Genomic DNA, 17,440 nt, shown 5'->3' with positions numbered 1-17,440 from the left:
ACCGAGCCTTTCATGACCCAGAAGATCCGCACCGAGGCCGACCGCAAGGCCACTCCCAAGCCCGTTCCGATGTCCGGCTACACCCTGCCCCGGATGGGCGGAGGCCAGAAGGTGAGCCTGGAGCGCGGTACAGCAACCCGCAGCAAGAAGAACCCCGGCAAGCGCGCCAAGAAGGGCGGCTGAGCCCCACTGGTTCTTCCCTTTGCACGAACGACGCGCCTACGGGCGCGTTTTTCTTGGGGCCACCAGCGCATGTCCGACGATTACCAGATCCACATCCCGCCTTCCTTCTTCGCCCTCTATGCCGATGCGCGGCAGCGGTTGACCGAACCGATTGCCAGGGTGCGGGACCGCTACGAGGTCTGCGAGGACCTTGCCAACCACCTCGTCTCCCACGCGCAGGTGCTGAACCATGTCGAGGTACCGTTGGAAGCGGAGATCCTCACGCGCATCCATGACGGCCTGAGCACGCCCGAGGCCGGCGTCTCCGGGGCAGAAGCCACGTGGATCGTCCGGCGGCTGGCCGAACTGCTCGGCTGGAGCAGCGCGCCCTTCGAACACCCGCACGCGGGCCGCTGAGCCCGGCAGGCCGTGGCGAGGCGCACGTGCAGCGCGGCGGCACGCAGCGGATTGCTGGCGTCGAGCCGGTTGGCGCGAAAACTTCGCCCTTGAGCAGGCTTTCGCGAGCGGCGACACGCGCTGGCGATTCTCTTATCACGCGGGTGGGACTCAGGACAAGAGCAGTTGCCAGCATGCGCCTCCGGCGGCAAAGACCGAGCCTTCACTGACACTCTCCTTTGGAACCCCCATGAAAAAAGCAGGACTCGTCGGCCTGGGCGCCATGGGCGCGGGCATCGCCGCCACGCTGCGCGGCAAGGGCTATGAGATGCATGTGTGCGATGCGCGTCCAGGCGCCGCCATCGCGTTTGCAGAGCAGGGCGGCGTCGCGTGGGCCACGCCGGCGCAGGTGGCAGCCGAATGCGAGCTGCTGGTGTCGGTCGTGGTCAACGCCGAGCAGACCGAGGCCGTGCTGTTCGGCGAGCAGGGCGCGGCTGCCGCGATGAAGCCCGGCAGCGTGTTCTTGATGTGCTCCACCGTGGACCCGAACTGGTCGATCGCACTCGAGGAGCGCCTCGGCACCACCGGCATCCACTACGTCGACGCGCCCATTTCGGGCGGCGCGGCCAAGGCCGCGAGCGGCCAGATGACGGTGATGAGTTCGGCCAAGCCGGAGGCCTACGCCAGGGCCGATGCGCTGCTCGAGGCCATGGCCGGAAAGGTCTACCGCCTGGGCGACCGCGCCGGCGCCGGCAGCAAGGTCAAGATCATCAACCAGCTGCTGGCCGGCGTGCATATCGCGGCCGCGGCCGAGGCCATGGCGCTGGGCCTGCGAGAGGGCGTGGCCGCCGAGGCGCTGTACGAAGTCATCACGCACAGCGCAGGCAACAGCTGGATGTTCGAGAACCGCATGGCCCATGTCCTGGCGGGCGACTACACGCCGCTGTCGGCGGTCGACATCTTCGTCAAGGACCTCGGCCTGGTGCTCGACACCGCGCGGGCCAGCAAGTTTCCGCTGCCGCTGGCATCCACCGCGCACCAGATGTTCATGCAAGCCTCCAGCGCAGGCTTCGCCCGGGAGGACGACAGCGCCGTGATCAAGATTTTTCCGGGCATCGAGCTGCCCTCGCCTTCCAACACCGACTAGAACAAGCCATGACCTTGCTGCTGGGCTGCATCGCCGACGATTTCACCGGCGCCACCGATCTTGCCAACAACCTGGTGCGCGCCGGCATGCGCGTGGTCCAAACGATCGGCGTGCCGAGCGCACCGCTTGCCGCCGATGTGGATGCGGTGGTGGTGGCACTGAAGTCGCGCACCATTGCACCGGCCCAGGCGGTGGCGCAATCGCTCGAAGCGCTGCGCCGGCTTCAGGGGGAAGGCGCGCGGCAGATCTATTTCAAGTACTGCTCCACCTTCGACAGCACGCCCGCAGGCAACATCGGCCCGGTAAGCGAGGCGCTGATGGATGCAATGGGTTGCGACTTCACCATCGCCACGCCTGCCTTTCCGGACAACAAGCGCACCGTGTTCAAGGGATACCTGTTCGCGGGCGAGGTGCTGCTCAACGAAAGCGGAATGCAGAACCATCCCCTCACGCCGATGACCGACCCTAACCTGGTGCGAGTGCTGCAGGCGCAGACGCGCCGCAAGGTCGGGCTGATCGACCATGCGGTGGTTGCCCGCGGGCCGGAAGCGATCCGGGAGCGCATCGGCGCGCTGCGCGCCGAAGGCGTGGGCATTGCCATCGTCGACGCGGTCTCGAACGACGACCTGCTGCGGCTCGGCCCGGCCTTGGCGGACATGCCGCTGGTAACGGCGGGTTCGGGGGTCGCCATCGGGCTGCCGGCCAACTTCGGCATCGCCCCCTCCGCAGGCGCCAGCGCGCTTCCGGTAGCGGGCGGCTTGCGGGCGGTGGTTTCCGGCAGCTGCTCGCTGGCCACCAACCGGCAGGTGCGCCACTTCATCGAATCAGGCCGGCCGGCGTTGGCGATCGATCCGCTGGGCATCGCGGAGGGTGTAGACGTCGCGGCCGAGGCGCTGGCCTGGGCAGCGCCCTTGATCGAAGACGGACCGGTGCTGGTCTATTCGACGGCGGCGTCCGGTGCTGTTCAATCGGTCCAAAGGCGGCTCGGGGTCGAGGAGGCCGGCGCCATGGTGGAGCGCACCATGGCCGCCATTGCCCGCGGCCTCGTCGCGCAGGGCGTGCGGCAGCTGGTGGTGGCGGGCGGTGAGACCTCCGGTGCCTGCGTGCAGGCGCTGGGCATCGGGCAACTGCAGATCGGCGCGCAGATCGATCCCGGCGTCCCCTGGTGCCACGCCCAGGTGGAGGGCGGCGCCGGCTTGCACATTGCGCTGAAGTCCGGCAACTTCGGCACCGACGACTTCTTCACCAAAGCATTTACATTGCTCGAATGAATGAAACCCAGGCACGCGACGAGATCTGCCGCGTCGGCCGCAGCCTGTTCGATCGCGGTCTTGTGCACGCCACCGCCGGCAACATCAGCGTGCGGCTGGACGAAGGCTATCTCATCACCCCGACCGATGCCTGCCTTGGGTTTCTCGACCCGGCGAAGCTTGCCCGGCTCGACGCCGACTTGAACCAGACAAGCGGAGACCGGGCCAGCAAGACGATCGCACTGCACGCCCGCATCCACGCCGCCGCCATGCGCTTCGACTCCGGCACGCGCTGCGTGATCCACACGCACAGCACGCATTGCGTGACGTTGACGCTCGACGCGCCCGGCGAGGAGCTGCTGCCGGCACTCACGCCCTATTTCGTGATGAAGGTCGGCCACGTGCCGGTGATCCCCTACCACCGTCCAGGCGCGCCCGGCGCGGCTGAGCAGGTGGCCCAGGCCATCGGGCGCTACGGCGAGCGCGGCACGCCGATTCGCGCGGTCATGCTGGAGCGCCTGGGCCCCAACGTCTGGCACGACACGCCGGCCGCCGCCATGGCCGTGCTGGAGGAGCTCGAAGAGACTGCCCGCCTGTGGCTGTTGAACAGGCAGTCGGCGCAACCGCTCGCGCCATCCCGGATCGACGAACTGCGCCGCCACTTCGGCGCGCGCTGGTAAGACACCAAGGACATTCCATGCCACGCTTCGCCGCCAACCTCTCGATGCTCTACCCCGAGCTCGATTTCATCGACCGCTTCGAGGCCGCTGCGAAGGACGGCTTCCAGGCCGTCGAGTACCTCTTTCCTTATTCATACGAGCGGCGCGAGCTCGCGGCGCGGCTCTCGGCCAATGGCCTGCAGCAGGTGCTCTTCAACAGCCCGCCCGGCGACTGGGAGGCCGGCGAGCGCGGTCTGGCCTGCCTTCCGGGGCGTGAGGCCGAGTTCCGCGAGGCCCTGCGGAAGGCCCTGGACTATGCAGAGGCCCTGAGCTGTCCCCGCGTGCACGTCATGGCGGGCCTGGTGCCGGCGGGGGTGGAGCGCGAGGCGGTGCAGCCCACCTACATCGACAACCTGCGCTGGGCTGCGGCCGAGGCAGCCCAGGCCGGGTGCGACCTGCTCATCGAGCCCATCAACACGCGCGACATTCCGCGCTTCTTCCTCAACCGCCAAGACCATGCGCACGAGATCGCCGAAGCGGTGGGAGCGCCCAACCTCAAGGTGCAGATGGACCTGTACCACTGCCAGATCGTCGAGGGCGACGTGGCGATGAAGATTCGAAAGTACCTGCCCACCGGCCGCGTCGGCCATTTCCAGATCGCGGGTGTGCCCGAGCGCCACGAGCCCGACGTCGGCGAGCTCAACCACCCTTACCTGTTCCGGGTGATCGACGAGGTGGCGGCGCAATGTGGCTGGGAGGGCTGGGTCGGCTGCGAATACCGGCCGGCGCGCGGGGCCGTCGCCCGCGGCACCTCCGACGGTCTGGGTTGGCTGCGCGCCCTGCCGCGCGCATGAAGCTCGAGGCGGTACGGATTCCACCGCGGCTGCGGGGCTTCGCGGCGGACGGGGCCGAAGTCTTCGACGTGGTGCTCGACGGCGCCCGGGTCGCCGCCATTGCGCCAAGCCGGGAGGCGGCGCGCGGCACCCTGCTGAGCGCCTTTGTCGATGCGCACGCCCACATCGACAAGAACTACACCGTGCAGGACGTTGGCGCAGCCGAGGGCAGCCTGTTCACGGCCATCGAGCGCATGGCCGCGCACCGCGCCAGCTGGACGGCCGAGACGCTGCGTGCGCGCATGACGCGAGCCCTCGACGAGGCCTGGCGTGCCGGCACGCGCGCGCTGCGCACGCACCTGGACTGGATCGGCGACGACGCACCGGCTTCGCTCGCCGTTTTCGAGGCGCTGCGCGCGCAATGGCGGGACCGCGTCATGCTGCAGTTCGTCGCGCTGGTGCCGCTCGATGCCTATGCCGACCCGGCCGCCGGTGAGCGCATCGCGCAGGCCGTGCACGGCGCGGGCGGCGTGCTGGGCGCCTTTGTCTATCGCAACGAAGGGATCGTCCACAAGCTGGGCCGCGTCTTCGACCTGGCGCAGCATTACGGGCTGGCACTGGACTTCCACGTGGACGAGGGACTGGATGCCGACGCCACGGGCCTGCGCAGCATCGCGCAGCTGGCGATCGCGCGCGGATGGCACGGGCGCGTCGTCTGCGGCCATGCCTGCTCGCTGTCGGTGCAGGACGAGGGCTTCGCCCGCGACACCCTTGCCAAGTGCGCCGAGGCCGGCCTGCACCTGGTGGCCCTTCCCACCACCAATCTGTACCTGCAGGGCGCCTGGGACCGCACGCCGGTGCCGCGCGGCATCACCCGCATCCGCGAGGCTGCGGCGCTGGGGCTGCGCGCGAGCCTGGCCACCGACAACGTGCAGGATGCCTTCTACCCCTACGGGGGCTACGACCTGGTCGAGACCTTCGGCCTCGGCGTCCAGGTCGCACACCTGGCACCGGCTGTCGACTGGCTGGACGCAGTCACCGTCAGCCCCGCGCGTGCGCTGGGGCTGCCATGGGATGGCCGCCTCGCGCCGGGTTGCCCGGCTGACCTGGTGCTGCTGGCCGCGCGCGACGAGTACGAACTGCTGGACGCGGCCGGACGGCGACGCACCGTCATTCGAGCCGGGAAATGCCTGGAGCAGGGCGAATGAGCATGGGCAGGCGATGACCAACGAGGCCATTGGCAAGCGCGCGTCGAAAAGTTGCGCCCAAATCTCGCAGATCGTGGCATTCCGCACAAGCGGCACCGTCTTTTTTGCGTAATCCCCTAGGCCCGCGAGCCCTGCGGATCGTTATCCGGATGAGCCCGGCACGATTGATGCAAGTGGATCGGCGAGCGGGGTTCCGCGCCAGCCTTTTATTGATTCAGGGCACCAGGCTTTGCCGCCCGCAGGAGACGTTCATGTCGCACAGCTCTTCTTCGATGCAGACTGCAGCCGCGTTCGAGATCCGGTTTCAGTCGCTGTTCAACCAAGGCCGTGCGTTGGCCTTCCCGTGCGACAGCACGGGCCTGGTCAACCTCGACGCGATGAGCGAGAAGGCTCGCAACAACTATCTCTTCGCCCGCGGGATGATTGGCCGCGAGTACGCGACACCGTTCGTCCAGCCTCGCGAGCCTCACTGAAGTGCGAGTGACCAAACCGTCAGTCGCTGACGCGATTTGACGGTCGGTCCTTCCTTTTCCGTCCAGCCCGGCGAGCTGCTGATGACGACGGGCGCATCAGGCGTTGTCCGACAAGGGTAGGGAGGCCCTCGGTCAACAAAGGGGGCTTCGGCTTCCGAAGGCTCCGGGCTGCATGGATCGACCCCGCAGACGCCCCGTGGCCTTGCTGATGCAAGGAGTCAGACATGAACCTTCCGATGCATGCACAAGCGACTGCGCCGCATGCCGCCCTCAAGGCCGTCGGCCTGCGAATGGTTGCGCAGGCGCAGATCGTGAATTCGTTCCGCGCCCATCTGGAAGGCGGCCCCGAGCCGTCGGATGATGAACTGATCCTTTTCGCGCGGTCTGCCCTGTCGGAAATGCGCGTTCAACGCCGCGCGATGGCGATCTCGTCGCAGCACGAGGGCCACGCGGCCCTTTGCTCGGAGCGGTGAAATGAGTGCCGTCGCCCCGCTGTTCCCCGAGCGACAGAGGCCCATGCCCGCTGTTGTCTTCGGAAGTCTGCTGGATTTGGTGCGCTTGCGCAGCGCGCCCGCGCAAGCCGAGGTCTGCGAAGTCTGCCGGACCATCAACGCGCGACACGCGCGCTTCTGCAAGGGCTGTGACGGCAAGCTGCCGGCCTATTTCGCGGCGGTGGAAGCTGAGACGCATCCCTCGCCACTGATCACCGGCAACCATGCCCGCGCCCGCAGTTCCCGCTACGCCCTGTTGGCGCTGGGCGGGCTGTGGGCCACGGTGACCGCGGTTGCGTTGTTCCTGGCCCACGGTCCACGCGACGCGGGCGTTCCTTCGCTCCCGCTCGAGCACGCGGCGCTGCCGGCGCCCATCGAGCGCGCGGTGGCGTTGGTCGATCCCCCAGCTGCCGCCGACACCGCGCGGCTTGCGCAGGGACTGCTGCCGGTGGCGGCAACCCCTGCCGACGCGCCCCCGCTGATGCCAGCACTCGAGGCCGCCATGCCGAGCTCTCCGCCGGAATCGCCCGTCACGGCCAAGTCGGCGCGGACGTCGTCTCCGCTGGCCTCGAAGCCGCGCCTGGCGCGAAGCGCAGGCGTCGAGACTCCCATCGCCCGCTGCGGAGGCCTGAATTTTGTTGCGCGTGCGGTTTGCATGAACAGCGAATGCGCTCGCCCGGAAATGCGCCGCAGCGCCCAATGCGGCGAGACCGTGCGTCAGCAAAGGCTGGACGAAGCGCGGCGCAATCCAACGCTGATGGGCTGATCCCGGGTCAGCCCGCGGCTGCGTGCCCCGCCGCCTGCGCCAGCACCCGAGCGGTTGCCTGCGCTGCAACCTCGAGGCGCCGCACGTCGCGCGCGCTCAGGTCCACGGTTCGTTCGACAGCGAAGCCGCACAGCGTCCCGTAAATGCTCCCATCCGGCATCACGATCGGGACGCTGATGTGGGTGCCGATAGGCTTGGTCACCTCCGGCAGCGGCTGGCGGGTGCGCAGCACGCGCAGGTCGCGCGCAAGGTTGGGCACTCGGCCATCCAGCACCTGTTGGCAGATGCTGTCTTCCATGGCGTGCGACCCACCCACGTGGATGATGCCCATGGTTGGGGCGGTCGCGACGTGCCGGAACACGCGTCGCCCCTCGACGAACTCGGAGACGAAGAACACGTCCATGCCGAGCTGTTCGCGGATGAGCTCGAGCATCGAGGACAGCGCCTGGACCACAAGCGCTCCGTCACAATCCAGCGCGTCGAAACCCGGCTCGCGGCTATCTGCTGGGCCGCTGTCGAACCCGACGCTGTCCTCGCTCCTGTTTTTCATGTTGGCCCCTCCTGGCTGGGTACGATCCTAATGCGTCGAAGCGGAAGCGGCAGAACGCGCGAGGTGCGGCGAAACTGCACTGTCGGGGCCGAGCGCCTTACCATGGGCTCTCTTCACGCCTTGCCCCCTTTTGTGGAGCAACACCATGCCGATCCAGTTGAACCACACGATCGTTCCGGCGCGCGATCCGAAGGCGTCCGCCCTCTTCCTGGCCGAGGTGCTCGGGTGCGACGAGCCCACCACCTTCGGGCCTTTCCATTGCGTGCAGCTCGACAACGGCGTCACGCTCGATTACATCCGCAGCGAGGAGCAGATCCCCATCGAGCACTACGCCTTCCTGGTGAGCGAGGAAGAGTTCGACGAGATCTTCGGGCGCATCCGCGCCCGCGGGCTGACCTACTGGGCCGACCCAGGCCAGCAACAGCCCGGCCGGATCAATCACCACGACGGCGGCCGCGGCGTCTACTGGGACGACCCCGACGGCCACCGGCTCGAGATCATCACCCGCCCGTACGGAAGTGGCGCCTGAGCCTGCCGATTGCGAGGTGCTGGTGGTCGGCGCAGGCCCGGCAGGCAGCGCCTGCGCGCGAATGCTGGCGCGCGCGGGGCTGGATGTTCTGCTGGTCGATCGGCAGGATTTTCCGCGCGAGAAGGTCTGTGGCGACGGGTTGATTCCCGACGCCCAGCGAGCGCTCGCCCGGCTCGGTGTGCTGGATGCCGTGCTGGGGCGCGCCGCAGTGGCCAGCCATGTGGCCTGTGTCGCGCCGCACGGCTGGCGGGTGGAGGTGCCGGCCAGCCTGGCCGTGCTGCGGCGCCGCGAGCTCGATGAAATCGTGCGCCGTGCCGCCCTGCAGGCCGGGGCGCGCTGGTTCGCGCCGGCCCGCTACGAGGCACCGCTGCAGGATGCGTCCGGGCGGGTGGCGGGCGCGCACCTGCGGCTGCCCGACGGTACCCTGCGTACGCTTCGCGCGCGCTGGACCGTCCTGGCGACCGGCGCGGCGGCGCCGCCGCTGCTGGCGGCCGACATGTGCAGCCGGCGCGCGGCGAGCGGCATCGCTCTGCGTGGCTACGTGAAGAACGACGCCGCGGCCGGCCGCAGCCGCCCCTTCGAAGTGGTCTGGCATCGCGCGCTGCGGCGCGGCTACGGCTGGATCTTTCCGTGCGGCGCGGGGGTGTTCAACATCGGCGTGGGCTTGCTGGACGGCCCTCGAGGCTTCGAGCCGGATGTCAACCTGCGCGAGCTATTCGCCACCTTCACGCGCGTTCACGCGCCCGCCCGCGCCCTGATGCAGGGCGGCTCCCTGCAGGGCGAGCTGAAGGGCGCGCCGCTGCGCTGCTCCCTGGATGGGGCGCGCTGGTCGCGGCCGGGCCTGCTGGTGGCAGGCGAAGCCGCAGGCAGTACCTATTCGTTCACCGGCGAGGGCATCGGCAAGGCACTGGAGAGTGGGATGCTGGCGGCCGAGGCCCTCGTGGCGGCCTGCGTTGTCGGCGACGCCGCGGTGGGGGCGCGGTACGAGGCAGCCCTGAAGGCGCTGAAGCCGCGCTTCGCCGCCTACGAGCAGGCCAATCGCGTCAACAACCATCCGTGGATTGCCGACTTCGTGATCTGGCGGGCACAACGCAGTCCGGGCATCGTGCGCAGGCTCGGCGGGGTGCTGGACGAAAGCTACGACCCCCGCGAACTGGTGACGGCCCGCGGGCTGTTGCGCATGCTCCTGCCTGTGAACTGAAGCGCGGGGAGGCTCAGCGCTTGGTCGCGAGCGGGCGGCCCAGGGCGAAGACCGAGTTGGGCGCATTCACCCGCGGCCGCTTGACGGGCGCTGCGGCAGGTACGCGCTTGACGGCTGCGCCGTCTTCAACCTTCACGCCTTTGGCGAGCTGTTCCAGGACCAGGCTCTGCAGCGTGACGGAATCGAGGAATTCCACGGTGCGGCGGTTCAGCGAGGCCCACAGTTCCTCGGTGCTGCAGCGGCCGTCGGCGTCCGCGTCAGGCCGGGCCTTTCCGGAGGGCGCGTCCTCGATCGAGAAGATGATGTCGGCGACCGTGATGTCGGCCGCCTTGCGGCCCAGCGAATAGCCGCCGCCAGGGCCGCGGGTGGATTCGACCAGCTTGTGGCGGCGCAGCTTGCCGAACAGCTGTTCCAGGTACGACAGCGAGATGCGCTGCCGCTGGCTGATGGCGGCGAGCGTCACCGGCCCCGTGCGCTCACGCAGCGCCAGGTCGATCATGGCAGTGACTGCGAAACGGCCTTTGGTGGTCAGTCGCATGAAAGGGCTTCCTGTCTGTTGTGCGGGTGCGGGCTGCTGTTGTCGTGGTGGACGCGGGGTCCTTGTATGCAGCCGATCATGCCTTGAGAGTCTGAGCCGCGGATTAGGTTCCCAGTCTCGGCAGGCACCTGATGCTACCGCGCCGGCGCGGCGGCCTTCAACTCCCCGCCAAGCGCTTTTCGCCGTCAATCGGGCTTGATGTTGGCACGGGCGATCACCTTCTTCCAGCGCGCCTGCTCGCCGGCAATGAATTTTGCAAACTGCTCCGGCGTGTCGCCCACCGCTTCGGCGGCATCGCCCTTGAGCCGCTCCATTGCGCCGGGCGACCTCATGGCCTTCGTCGTCTCGGCCGAAAGCCTGGCCAGGTTCGCGCTGGAGAAGTTCGCTGGCGCCAGCATGCCGTACCACTGCGTCATCTCGAACCCCGGAAAGCCCTGCTCGGCCACGGTCGGTACCTCGGCCAGCTGCGGCAGGCGCGTGGCCGACCCGGTGGCGATGCACCGCAGCTTGCCTGCCTTGATGAAGGGGATGACTGCCGCGGCGCCGATGGCGGAGGCGTCGAGCCGCCCGGCCATGAGGTCGGTCAGCATCGGGCCGGTGCCGCGATACGGCACGTGGAGCATGAAGATGTTGGCCGTCATCTTGAGGTACTCGAAGGCGAGGTGGCCGGCGCTGCCGTTGCCGGCGGAACCGTAGCTGAGCTTGCCGGGTCGGCCTTGCGCATAGGCGATGAGCTCGCGCAGGTTCCTGGCGGGTACGTCCGGGTGCACGACGTACAGGCTGGGCACCTTGGCCAGCAGGCTGACCGGCTTGAAGTCCTTGTTGGCGTCGTAGGGCAGCTTCTCGAAGATGTACGGATTGACCGCGAGCGTGCCGATATGGCCGAGGATCAGCGTGTGCTGGTCGTCGCTGCGCGCCACCTCGGCCATCGCGATGTTGCCGGCAGCGCCCGGCTTGTTCTCGACGAACACGCTCTGCCCCAGGGTGCGCGAGAGTTCGGCCGCCACCGAGCGGGCCACGATCTCCGAGCTGCCGCCAGGCGCGAAAGGCACGACGAAGCGGACCGGCTTACCCGGCCAAACCGCCTGGGCGCGGGCAGGGTGGGGCCAAAGCGCCGCCAACCCGAGGGCGCCCGTCAGGCCCAGCAGATGGCGGCGCGCGGTCATGGACCGGGGCAGGGGCTCGGCGGGCTCGGGATCGTTCATTCTTGTCTCCATGGTCTTTTGAAAGTCGTGATTCGGCGCGCCGGGGTTCAAGACAGCTGGCGGTCGCTTCGCGGTGCCGACGTGCAGCAGCTTAGCGCCGCACCACGTAGCGCGTCACCACCGGCAGCGTCTCGCCCTGGTGGAAAGCCAGGCGACGCTCGCGCAGCGCCATGTCGGCGGCAGTGGCGCGGTGGAAACGGCGCAGGTGCTCGGTCCACGACTCGTCGACGACCTCCTCGACATAGCGGCCTGGCTCGGCGATGTCGTGCAGCAGCTCCCAGCCGATCGCGCCCTGGCTCAGGCGGGCCCGGCGCGTCTGCTGCATCACCACGTGGAAGGCGCCGGCCCGTGCCGGATCGATCATGTATTCGATGGTGACCACCACACGCCCTTCCTCGCCGGGGGCCTCGGCGGGCGGGCCCTTGGTCCAGCCCTTGTGGGCGGGCGTGGTGTCGTCCTCGTCGCCGACGCCGTCCGTCACGTGGCGGATGGCCAGCAGCATGGCGGCAGTGCCGCTCGCTGCTGCAATGCCGAGGCTGACGTAGAGCGAGGAGAGCTCCGCCACCTGGCCCCAGAGCGCCGCGCCGAAAGCGCTGGCGCCCATGATGGCCATCTGGTAGGTGGCCATGCCGCGTGCGCGCACCCAGTCCGGCAGCGCCAGCTGCGCGGATACCGAGAGCGAATTGGCGACCGTGATCCATGCCATGCCACCGAAAAACATCGCCGGCACCGCGACCCAGGCGGTGGGCGCTACCGCCATTACCGCGGTCGCGGTGGACTGCAGCATGGTGCCGCGGATCACCAACTGGTCGCGCGTCAGCGCCTGGCGCAGCCGCGGCAGGAACATTACTGCCAGGATCGCGCCCGAGCCCATTGCCGCGAGCAGCAGCGTGAAGGTGCCGGCGCCGCCGCCGCGCAGATTGCGCGCCAGCAGCGGCAGCAGCGCCAGCAGCGCGGTGGAATGCAGGAAGAAGATCGAGATGCGCGTGAGCACCGCACGCATGCGCTGCGACTGGCGCACGAACTGCACGCCCACGCGCATTGCGCTGATCAGCTTCTCGCGGCCCAGCGGGTTGGGTTTGTGCTCGCGCCGCCAGCGCAGCACGATGAAGCCGGAGATCAAGCACAGCGCCGCATTGAGCCCGAACACCCAGACCGTGCCCGCGCTGGCAATCAGCGTGCCGGCCAACAACGGGCCGACGATCCGGGACGCGTTCATCGCGACGCCGTTGAGCCCGAGTGCGGCCGGCAGTTGCGTGCGCGGCACCAGCTCGGGCACGATGGCCGAAAACACCGGCCAACGCAGCGCCAGGCCAATGCCATTGGCAAAGGTCAGGGCCAGCAGCAGCGGCGCGTTCATGAGGTCCATCACCACAGCCCCGCACAGAACGATCGCGGCCCCGGCCAGCCAGAACTGGGTGGCGACCAGCCAGCGCCGCCGGTCCAGGATGTCCGCCAGTGCGCCGCTGGGCAATCCGAGCAGGAACACCGGCAGGGTTGAAGCGGACTGGACCAGCGCGACCCACATCGGCGAGGTGGTCAGCGAGGTCATCATCCAGGCCGCCGCCACGTCGTTCATCCACATGCAGACATTGGCCACCAGCCACGTGCTCCACAGCATGCGGAACACCGGCAGCTTGAGCGGCTCGAAGGGGCCGATGCGCGGCGGCTGCACGCGCTTCGGGGCGACTGGGGTTTCCTCGGTCGAGATGGGTGGCATGTGCCGCTATTGTCCAGTCCCTGGCCGCCCGGCCTTGCCAGTCTTGCGCGCAAGATGTCCCAGCGGCAGCGCCCGGCTCGCCTTGACCTCGCCAAGCGAGAAGCTGGTGTGCAGATCCTTCACATTGGGCAGGTGCATGAGGCTGTTGAGGGCGAAGCGGGAGAAGCCGTCCAGGTCCTCGGCCACCACCTGCAGCTCGAACATGCCGGTGCCGCTGATGTAGTGGCAGGCCACGACCTCCGGAAGCTTGCGGATCGCTTCCTCTATCTTGCGGGTGACCTCGCCGGTGGCGCGATCGGTGTCCAGGCGCACGAAGGCGAGCACGCCCAGGCCGATCTTGTGGCGGTCGATCTCGGCGTGGTAGCCCCGGATGTAGCCTGCTGCCTCCAGCGCCCGCACCCGGCGCCAGCAGGGCGCGGCCGACAAGCCCACTCGCTGGGCCAGCTCGGCGTTGGTGAGCCGGGCATCCGCCTGCAGTTCTTGCAGGATCGCGAGGTCGAATTTGTCAATGCTTTCCATTGCACGGAATCTTAAGCAAGATCCTTTCAAACCGGGCCCTGGAATGGGCAAAGAACGCAAACACCTATCAAGGCGCCAAGCCTACACTTTGCGAGCATGATGGCTGCGGGGGAGTATTCCTACCCGGATGCCTCGCCCCCTCAACCGCCGCCCATGAGGCACAGTCACGGAGACAACGACGATGAACGCACCGCTGCCGGAGCACATTCGCAAGGCACTCGAAACGGTCACGCTCGACGACAAATACAGCCTGGATTACGGCCGCGCCTTCATGAGCGGCGTGCAGGCCCTGGTCAAGCTGCCCATGCTGCAGCGCCTGCGCGATCAGCAGGCCGGCAAGAACACGGCTGGCTTCATCAGCGGCTACCGTGGCTCGCCACTCGGCGGCTACGACCAGGCGCTCTGGAAGGCAAGCAAGTACCTGAAGGAACAGCACATCGTGTTCCAGCCCGGCGTGAACGAAGAACTTGCCGCCACCGCGCTCTGGGGCACGCAGCAGCTGGGCTTCGCGCCGCCGGGAACCAACAAGTACGACGGCGTGTTCGGCATCTGGTATGGCAAGGGCCCGGGGGTCGACCGCTGCTCCGATGTCTTCAAGCACGCGAACATGGCCGGCACCACGCCCTGGGGCGGCGTGATTGCGGTGGCCGGCGACGACCACATCTCCAAGAGCTCGACGGCGGCGCACCAAAGCGATCACATCTTCAAGGCCTGTGGCACGCCGGTGTTCTTTCCGACCAACGTGCAGGAAATCCTCGACCTCGGCATCCATGCCTTTGCCATGAGCCGCTTTGCCGGCATCTGGTCGGGCATGAAGACCATCCAGGAGATCGTTGAATCCAGCGCCACCGCGATGATCGACCCCGAGCGGGTCGAAATCGTGATGCCCACCGACTTCCAGATGCCGCCGGGCGGCCTGCACATCCGCTGGCCCGACCATGCGCTGGAACAGGAAGCGCGGCTGATGCACTACAAGTGGTACGCCGCATTGGCTTACATCCGCGCCAACCGGCTCAACCACAACGTGATCGAGGGTCCGAACGACCGCTTCGGCATCATGGCCAGTGGCAAGGCCTACAACGACACCCGCCAGGCTCTGATCGACCTCGGCCTGGACGACGCCGCTTGCCGCCAGCTGGGAATCCGGCTGCACAAGGTGGCCGTGGTGTGGCCGCTCGAGGCCCAGCTCACGCGCGATTTCGCCACCGGCCTGCAGGAGATCCTGGTGGTGGAGGAAAAGCGCCAGGTGATCGAGTACCAGCTCAAGGAAGAGCTCTACAACTGGCGCGCCGACGTGCGGCCCAACGTGGTCGGCAAGTTCGACGAGGGCGAGGTGCACGAGGCCGAAGGCTACTCGGGCGGCGAATGGTCGATGCCCAACCCGACGGCCCACACGCTGCTGCGCGCCAACGCCGACCTGAACCCCGCGCTGATCGCGAAGGCCATTGCCACTCGCCTGAAGAAGACCGGCATCCTGGCCGCCGCCGGCGCAGACATGGCGGCGCGCATCGACGCCCAGCTTGCCATCCTCGAGGCCAAGGAGCGCGCGATGGCGGCACCGCAGACCGTGGGCGTGGCCGACGCGGCGCGCCAGCCGTGGTTCTGCTCGGGTTGCCCGCACAACACCAGCACCGTGGTGCCCGAGGGCTCGCGGGCCATGGCCGGCATCGGCTGCCATTTCATGGCGACGTGGATGGACCGGTCCACGCTCGGCTTCACGCAGATGGGCGGCGAGGGCGTGCCGTGGGTCGGCCAGCAGCCCTTCACCACCGACGCACACATCTTCGCCAACCTGGGCGACGGCACCTACTTCCACAGCGGCCTGCTCGCGATCCGCCAAAGCATCGCGGCGGGCGTCAACATCACCTACAAGATCCTCTACAACGACGCGGTCGCCATGACCGGCGGCCAGCAGGTCGGCGAGCGGCCCGAAGGCCATTCAGTGCTGCAGATCGCGGAGAGCCTGCACGCCGAAGGCGCGGCCAAGGTCGTAGTGGTGACCGACGAACCCGAGAAGTACGAAGGGGTGAACATTCCCGGCCAGGACGTCAAGGTGCGCCATCGCGACGAGCTGGATGAGATCCAGCGCGAGTTCCGGGAGATCAAGGGCACCACCGCCATCATCTACGACCAGACTTGCGCAACCGAGAAGCGCCGTCGCCGCAAGCGCGGGACGGCTGTGGACCCGGCCAAGCGGGTGGTGATCAACGATCTGGTCTGCGAAGGCTGCGGCGACTGCAGCGTCCAGAGCAACTGCCTGTCCGTGGAACCGCTGGAGACCGAGTTCGGCCGCAAGCGCACCATCAACCAGAGCACCTGCAACAAGGACATGAGCTGCCTCAAGGGCTTCTGCCCGAGCTTCGTGACCGTCGAGGGGGGGCAGCTCAAGAAGAAGGCAAAGAACAAGGCGTCCATGCCGGCCGAACTCGGCGCACTGGCTGATCCGGCGCTGCCTTCGCTGGCCGGTAGCAAGGTCTGGGGCATCGTGGTCGCCGGCGTCGGTGGCACCGGCGTGATCACCATCGGCCAGCTGCTTGGCATGGCCGCGCACATCGAGGGCAAGGGCATCGTCACGCAGGACGCGGCAGGCCTCGCGCAGAAGGGCGGCGCGACCTGGAGCCACGTGCTGATCGCCGACACGCAGGACGACATCCGCACCACCCGCGTCGGCACCGCCGCCGCAGACTTGGTGCTGGCCTGCGATCCCCTCGTCAGCATCAACGCCGAGACGATGGCGCGCATGCGAGAGGGCCGCACCCACGTGGCGCTCAACAGCCACAGCACGCCGACCGCGGCCTTCGTGCGCAACGCCAACTGGCAGAACCCGCAGGATGCATGCGCTGCCGAAATCGCGCGTGCGGTGGGCGCCGACGGGCTCGGTGCCTTCGACGCCGATGCCGCCGCGACTTCGCTGATGGGCGACACCATCTACGTCAATCCGATGCTCCTGGGCTATGCGTGGCAGAAGGGCTGGATCCCGCTCGAGCACGCATCGCTGATGCGCGCGATCGAGCTCAATGCGGTGGCGATCGACAACAACAAGGCCGCTTTCGAGTGGGGCCGTCAGGCGGCGCAGCGCCCTGACGAATTGCGCAAGCGGGTCGCGCCCGGCCAGATCGTCGAATTCAAGAAGCGCGAAACCATCGAGAACCTGGTGGCACGCCGCGTCGAATTTCTCACGGCCTACCAGAATGCGGGCTACGCAGGGCAGTACAAGGCCTTCGTCGCCAAGGTGCAACAGGCGGAGGCGGTGCTGGGCAAGACCAGCCTTGCCGAGACGGTCGCGCGCTACCTGTTCAAGCTCATGGCCTACAAGGACGAGTACGAGGTCGCGCGCCTGCACAGCGACCGCAGCTTCCTGGAACGGGTCGATGGCATGTTCGAGGGCGACTACAAGCTCAACTACCACCTCGCTCCGCCGATCATTGCCCAGCGCAACGCGAAGGGTGAGCTGCAGAAGCAGAAGTTCGGCCCGGCAATGCTGACCGGCTTCCGCCTGCTCGCGAAGCTCAAGGGCCTGCGCGGCACTGCGCTGGATCCGTTCGGCCGTACCGACGAACGCAAGACCGAGCGCGCGCTGATCGGCGAGTACCGAGCGAGCATCGAAGAGCTGCTGTCGGGCCTCGATGCCGGCAATCACGCGCTGGCCCTCGAGATCGCGAGCCTGCCCGAGCAGATCCGCGGCTACGGCCACGTGAAGGAGCGCAACCTCAAGGCGGCGCGCATCCGCTGGGCCGAGCTGATGGCCAGGTGGCGCAACCCGCAAGCTGCCCGCGTGGCGGCCTGAGCCTGA

The 17,440-nt window shown here is 68.1% G+C and carries 18 protein-coding genes; 13 read left to right on the top strand and 5 right to left on the bottom strand.

Annotation, left to right across the window (positions count from 1 at the left end):
- The first annotated feature begins 12 nt into the window (after positions 1–12).
- The 10 genes from E5CHR_RS28995 to E5CHR_RS28950 all read left to right on the top strand — a co-directional run bounded on the left by E5CHR_RS28995 (position 13) and on the right by E5CHR_RS28950 (position 7,385).
- Positions 13–183, top strand: coding sequence for a hypothetical protein (locus E5CHR_RS28995; RefSeq protein WP_174255762.1), 171 nt, complete (start codon positions 13–15; stop codon positions 181–183).
- Positions 184–252: 69 nt separating this feature from the next.
- Positions 253–579 carry a hypothetical protein gene (locus E5CHR_RS28990; RefSeq protein ID WP_162583220.1) on the top strand — a complete coding sequence of 109 codons (327 nt, stop codon included), beginning with the start codon at positions 253–255 and terminating at the stop codon, positions 577–579.
- Positions 580–808: 229 nt separating this feature from the next.
- On the top strand, positions 809–1,705 hold the full coding sequence (ltnD, locus tag E5CHR_RS28985; RefSeq protein ID WP_162583219.1) for an L-threonate dehydrogenase: 897 nt from the start codon (positions 809–811) through the stop codon (positions 1,703–1,705).
- A gap of 8 nt (positions 1,706–1,713) precedes the next feature.
- On the top strand, positions 1,714–2,976 hold the full coding sequence (gene otnK, locus E5CHR_RS28980; RefSeq protein ID WP_162583218.1) for a 3-oxo-tetronate kinase: 1,263 nt from the start codon (positions 1,714–1,716) through the stop codon (positions 2,974–2,976).
- Entirely contained in the window at positions 2,973–3,635 is a 663-nt protein-coding gene (locus E5CHR_RS28975; RefSeq protein ID WP_162583217.1) for a class II aldolase/adducin family protein, read from the top strand. The genes otnK and E5CHR_RS28975 overlap by 4 nt, the downstream gene beginning before the upstream one ends.
- A 17-nt stretch (positions 3,636–3,652) precedes the next feature.
- A complete protein-coding gene (otnI, locus tag E5CHR_RS28970; RefSeq protein WP_162583216.1) occupies positions 3,653–4,468 on the top strand; it encodes a 2-oxo-tetronate isomerase in 816 nt (271 codons plus the stop codon).
- Positions 4,465–5,655 (top strand): amidohydrolase family protein, encoded by a 1,191-nt coding sequence (locus E5CHR_RS28965; RefSeq protein WP_162583215.1) that lies wholly within the window; start codon positions 4,465–4,467, stop codon positions 5,653–5,655. Before otnI ends, E5CHR_RS28965 begins: the two co-directional genes overlap by 4 nt.
- 251 nt (positions 5,656–5,906) lie before the next feature.
- Positions 5,907–6,128, top strand: a complete 222-nt coding sequence (locus E5CHR_RS28960; RefSeq protein ID WP_162583214.1) for a hypothetical protein — start codon at positions 5,907–5,909, stop codon at positions 6,126–6,128.
- A 224-nt stretch (positions 6,129–6,352) separates the two neighbouring features.
- Entirely contained in the window at positions 6,353–6,601 is a 249-nt protein-coding gene (locus E5CHR_RS28955) for a hypothetical protein (RefSeq protein WP_162583213.1), read from the top strand.
- A 1-nt stretch (position 6,602) separates the two neighbouring features.
- Positions 6,603–7,385: a hypothetical protein gene (locus tag E5CHR_RS28950; RefSeq protein WP_162583212.1), complete on the top strand. Its 783-nt coding sequence runs from the start codon at positions 6,603–6,605 to the stop codon at positions 7,383–7,385.
- A gap of 7 nt (positions 7,386–7,392) precedes the next feature.
- Here the strand turns inward: E5CHR_RS28950 and E5CHR_RS28945 are convergent, their stop codons facing one another.
- The gene (locus tag E5CHR_RS28945; RefSeq protein ID WP_162583211.1) at positions 7,393–7,935 is read right to left on the bottom strand and encodes a GAF domain-containing protein; all 543 of its coding nucleotides are present in this window, start codon (positions 7,933–7,935) and stop codon (positions 7,393–7,395) included.
- Positions 7,936–8,080: 145 nt separating this feature from the next.
- Between E5CHR_RS28945 and E5CHR_RS28940 the strand changes: the two genes are divergently transcribed.
- Positions 8,081–8,464, top strand: a complete 384-nt coding sequence (locus E5CHR_RS28940) for a VOC family protein (RefSeq protein WP_162583210.1) — start codon at positions 8,081–8,083, stop codon at positions 8,462–8,464.
- The gene (locus E5CHR_RS28935; protein ID WP_162583209.1) at positions 8,454–9,665 is read left to right on the top strand and encodes an NAD(P)/FAD-dependent oxidoreductase; all 1,212 of its coding nucleotides are present in this window, start codon (positions 8,454–8,456) and stop codon (positions 9,663–9,665) included. Before E5CHR_RS28940 ends, E5CHR_RS28935 begins: the two co-directional genes overlap by 11 nt.
- Positions 9,666–9,678: 13 nt before the next feature.
- Here the strand turns inward: E5CHR_RS28935 and E5CHR_RS28930 are convergent, their stop codons facing one another.
- The 4 genes from E5CHR_RS28930 to E5CHR_RS28915 all read right to left on the bottom strand — a co-directional run bounded on the left by E5CHR_RS28930 (position 9,679) and on the right by E5CHR_RS28915 (position 13,647).
- The gene (locus E5CHR_RS28930; RefSeq protein WP_162583208.1) at positions 9,679–10,203 is read right to left on the bottom strand and encodes an Rrf2 family transcriptional regulator; all 525 of its coding nucleotides are present in this window, start codon (positions 10,201–10,203) and stop codon (positions 9,679–9,681) included.
- A 185-nt stretch (positions 10,204–10,388) separates the two neighbouring features.
- Entirely contained in the window at positions 10,389–11,369 is a 981-nt protein-coding gene (locus E5CHR_RS28925; protein ID WP_174255809.1) for a tripartite tricarboxylate transporter substrate binding protein, read from the bottom strand.
- 130 nt (positions 11,370–11,499) lie between these two features.
- Positions 11,500–13,128 (bottom strand): MFS transporter, encoded by a 1,629-nt coding sequence (locus E5CHR_RS28920; protein WP_162583206.1) that lies wholly within the window; start codon positions 13,126–13,128, stop codon positions 11,500–11,502.
- 6 nt (positions 13,129–13,134) lie between these two features.
- The gene (locus tag E5CHR_RS28915) at positions 13,135–13,647 is read right to left on the bottom strand and encodes an Lrp/AsnC family transcriptional regulator (protein WP_162583205.1); all 513 of its coding nucleotides are present in this window, start codon (positions 13,645–13,647) and stop codon (positions 13,135–13,137) included.
- A 181-nt stretch (positions 13,648–13,828) separates the two neighbouring features.
- On the opposite strand from E5CHR_RS28915, the gene E5CHR_RS28910 reads away from it, so the two are divergent.
- Positions 13,829–17,434, top strand: a complete 3,606-nt coding sequence (locus E5CHR_RS28910; RefSeq protein WP_162583204.1) for an indolepyruvate ferredoxin oxidoreductase family protein — start codon at positions 13,829–13,831, stop codon at positions 17,432–17,434.
- The last annotated feature ends 6 nt before the right edge of the window (positions 17,435–17,440 follow it).

Origin of the sequence: Variovorax sp. PBS-H4 (genome assembly GCF_901827205.1) — a bacterium.
GTDB lineage: Bacteria > Pseudomonadota > Gammaproteobacteria > Burkholderiales > Burkholderiaceae_C > Variovorax.
The sequence above is the reverse complement of the archived record's forward strand: the minus strand, read 5'-3'. Positions and strand labels throughout refer to the sequence as shown.

Excerpts from the sequence above, each read along its gene's own strand:
- E5CHR_RS28995 (WP_174255762.1), top strand. The coding sequence starts at position 13 with ATGACCCAGAAGATCCGCACCGAGGCCGACCGCAAGGCCACTCCCAAG.
- E5CHR_RS28915 (WP_162583205.1), bottom strand. The coding sequence starts at position 13,647 with ATGGAAAGCATTGACAAATTCGACCTCGCGATCCTGCAAGAACTGCAG.
- ltnD (WP_162583219.1), top strand. The coding sequence starts at position 809 with ATGAAAAAAGCAGGACTCGTCGGCCTGGGCGCCATGGGCGCGGGCATC.
- otnK (WP_162583218.1), top strand. The coding sequence starts at position 1,714 with ATGACCTTGCTGCTGGGCTGCATCGCCGACGATTTCACCGGCGCCACC.
- E5CHR_RS28910 (WP_162583204.1), top strand. The coding sequence starts at position 13,829 with ATGAACGCACCGCTGCCGGAGCACATTCGCAAGGCACTCGAAACGGTC.
- E5CHR_RS28930 (WP_162583208.1), bottom strand. The coding sequence starts at position 10,203 with ATGCGACTGACCACCAAAGGCCGTTTCGCAGTCACTGCCATGATCGAC.
- otnI (WP_162583216.1), top strand. The coding sequence starts at position 3,653 with ATGCCACGCTTCGCCGCCAACCTCTCGATGCTCTACCCCGAGCTCGAT.
- E5CHR_RS28950 (WP_162583212.1), top strand. The coding sequence starts at position 6,603 with ATGAGTGCCGTCGCCCCGCTGTTCCCCGAGCGACAGAGGCCCATGCCC.
- E5CHR_RS28975 (WP_162583217.1), top strand. The coding sequence starts at position 2,973 with ATGAATGAAACCCAGGCACGCGACGAGATCTGCCGCGTCGGCCGCAGC.
- E5CHR_RS28955 (WP_162583213.1), top strand. The coding sequence starts at position 6,353 with ATGAACCTTCCGATGCATGCACAAGCGACTGCGCCGCATGCCGCCCTC.
- E5CHR_RS28940 (WP_162583210.1), top strand. The coding sequence starts at position 8,081 with ATGCCGATCCAGTTGAACCACACGATCGTTCCGGCGCGCGATCCGAAG.
- E5CHR_RS28925 (WP_174255809.1), bottom strand. The coding sequence starts at position 11,369 with ATGACCGCGCGCCGCCATCTGCTGGGCCTGACGGGCGCCCTCGGGTTG.
- E5CHR_RS28965 (WP_162583215.1), top strand. The coding sequence starts at position 4,465 with ATGAAGCTCGAGGCGGTACGGATTCCACCGCGGCTGCGGGGCTTCGCG.
- E5CHR_RS28920 (WP_162583206.1), bottom strand. The coding sequence starts at position 13,128 with ATGCCACCCATCTCGACCGAGGAAACCCCAGTCGCCCCGAAGCGCGTG.
- E5CHR_RS28945 (WP_162583211.1), bottom strand. The coding sequence starts at position 7,935 with ATGAAAAACAGGAGCGAGGACAGCGTCGGGTTCGACAGCGGCCCAGCA.
- E5CHR_RS28960 (WP_162583214.1), top strand. The coding sequence starts at position 5,907 with ATGTCGCACAGCTCTTCTTCGATGCAGACTGCAGCCGCGTTCGAGATC.
- E5CHR_RS28990 (WP_162583220.1), top strand. The coding sequence starts at position 253 with ATGTCCGACGATTACCAGATCCACATCCCGCCTTCCTTCTTCGCCCTC.